This is a genomic window from Enterobacter sp. MGH 4 (genome assembly GCF_000534735.1).
GTDB lineage: Bacteria > Pseudomonadota > Gammaproteobacteria > Enterobacterales > Enterobacteriaceae > Enterobacter > Enterobacter intestinihominis.
This window is the reverse complement of sequence record NZ_KI973292.1, coordinates 1-2163: the sequence shown is the minus strand read 5'-3', so window position 1 is coordinate 2163 and position 2163 is coordinate 1. Positions and strand designations below refer to the sequence as shown.

Below are 2163 nucleotides of genomic sequence, written 5' to 3'. Positions count from 1 at the left end.
TTTTTTTTATTGTAGATGTATTTATAGATTTTCAATTTTGCAGAAAGGTATACTCACTATACCGAGAAATCTCGGTGTGAGCCTGGCAGGGGCCAAAAAGAAAAAAACCTTACTGCTTTTAACGGGAGGTTTTCGAATATGGCTTATGCAATTTTAAGAGTGGAAAAAACAAAAAATACTTCAATCGCCGGGAAAAATTCTCACAATATGCGATTGAGGAAAACACATAATGCAGATCCTAACCTTAAATCCCAAAACCGAATTTTAATCGGTTCTGGTGATTTAAGGACTGATATTAATGCAAGGTTTCAAGCAACCAATGTTAAAGCTCGTAATTCTACTTCTGTTATTTGTAATGAATTAGTTTTAACAGCTTCCCCAGAATTTTTTGCAAATAACAAAAAATTGGAGGATTGGATTAAAGTTCAAATGGAATATTTGCAAAGTGAATATGGGGAAAATGCAATTAATGCAGTTTTACACTTGGACGAGCAAACTCCACATATTCACGCCTTTATAACACCAATCGAAAATAAAAACGGAATATATAAACTAAACAATAAATCGTATATGAAAAAATACGAAACAATGCAGGATATATATTTTAAATACAATAAGCCATTAGGTTTAATCCGTGGGATTAAAAAAGAGGTTTCGAATGCAGAATATAAGGAAGTTAAAGAATTTTACAGCGATATTAAAAACATTAAGAATGAAACCGAATTAGAAATAGAAAATAATAAAATTGAAAAAATTAGAGTTGTTGAAACAGAAGAAAAGAAAAAATTATTTAGAGATCCGGAGGTAGTGCCTAAGCACTACACAGGAGCTGAGGTTAATCGTTACATACGAAAGGCTCTAAAACCTTACAAGAACGAACGAAAGCCCCTTATAGCTCGTCTAAACGGGTTTAAGAGCCGGTTAGAGCATTCAGAGGCTGAGTTGTCTGATCTCCGTCAGAACTTCAACAGAAGAGTCCAGGAACGGGTACAACAAGAGCAAAAGTTAGCAGTGGCCAAAGCCACGGCTGAGCAAGAACAAATCATTCAAAATAAAAACAGAAAAATAAAAGATATGGAGTTGGAAATAATAGAATACAAAAGGCAGTTAAAGGAAAATGCTTCAATCTCTCAGAGATATGAAAAATATAAAATCAACAGTGATGTTTTAGATCTAATACAAGAGCATAAACCGGCAGAATTTAAACAACTCTTCAATGCTGCTATTGCAGCAGCAGATGCCGAATATTCACAGAAACAGCAAAATAATAACTACACACCCCAGAATAAGCCAAAGGCTTTAAAATTATAAAGCCCGGAACGGGAAACTGTGAAAAATTTCCCGTTGGGTTTTAAAATGAGTTTTTAAAATTATCGTCTTCGACTTGTGCGGATTTCAAATTTTTTCTTTTTTCTTCGTCCAAACGATGAGCTAATCCTTTAGAAAAAATATTACTATTCATAAAGACGTGTCCGTCTTTTTCTACTAATATATTTTTCTTTTTAAGGTTTTTAAAATAATAACTTACATTTGATTTTGCAAGATTTAAATTTTTCGCAATTGTAGATTGTGAAAGGTTAATTAAATTTCCGTATTCCATAACCTTTACAATCTCGACGATAATTCTAAACTCATTAGGTTTTAAATTTAATTTTGCTAAAGCCTCAAGATTATCTACAAATGTAATAACAAAATCTTTTTTTAATGAAGTCTTTTTTTCTTTTTCTACATAAACTTTTGCATTTAAATTAACACCATTGCTTTTATCGCTTCGGTCATTAGGATCGTTAACTTCTTTTATTATAAGTTCTTCTACAGTTTCGTTTGCAATTCTATTAAATAAATCGAATTGATTTAAATCAATTTCTAAAGTCGATTTATTTTCAAATAATGGATCTTCCGGCAAAGTCTCTAATATTGAGTAATTTTCTTTATTTACTAATTTATTTTTTTTCATATTAAAACCCCATTAATAATTAAGTTATAAGTATTTATAACTCAGTTATAAACAAAATATACAACTAGTCAATACATGATTACAACTTTTTATAACTTAGTTATAAGAAGTTGGTCGAATGACCAACTTAGGGGGGTTATAGAAATCTATAACTGGGGTTATAGAAATCTATAACTTTTAGGTTATAGGAATCTATAACTTTTTTT

General features: G+C 30.7%; 2 protein-coding genes. One reads left to right on the top strand and one right to left on the bottom strand.

Annotated features, from left to right (window positions below; all coding sequences use genetic code 11):
• The first annotated feature begins 138 nt into the window (after nt 1-138).
• A complete protein-coding gene (gene mobV / locus L350_RS0122445) occupies nt 139-1311 on the top strand; it encodes a MobV family relaxase (RefSeq protein ID WP_071993654.1) in 1173 nt (390 codons plus the stop codon).
• A 40-nt stretch (nt 1312-1351) separates the two neighbouring features.
• On the opposite strand, the gene L350_RS22855 is transcribed toward mobV, so the two are convergent.
• Nucleotides 1352-1957: a helix-turn-helix domain-containing protein gene (locus L350_RS22855; protein ID WP_012564911.1), complete on the bottom strand. Its 606-nt coding sequence runs from the start codon at nt 1955-1957 to the stop codon at nt 1352-1354.
• Nucleotides 1958-2163: the final 206 nt, after the last annotated feature.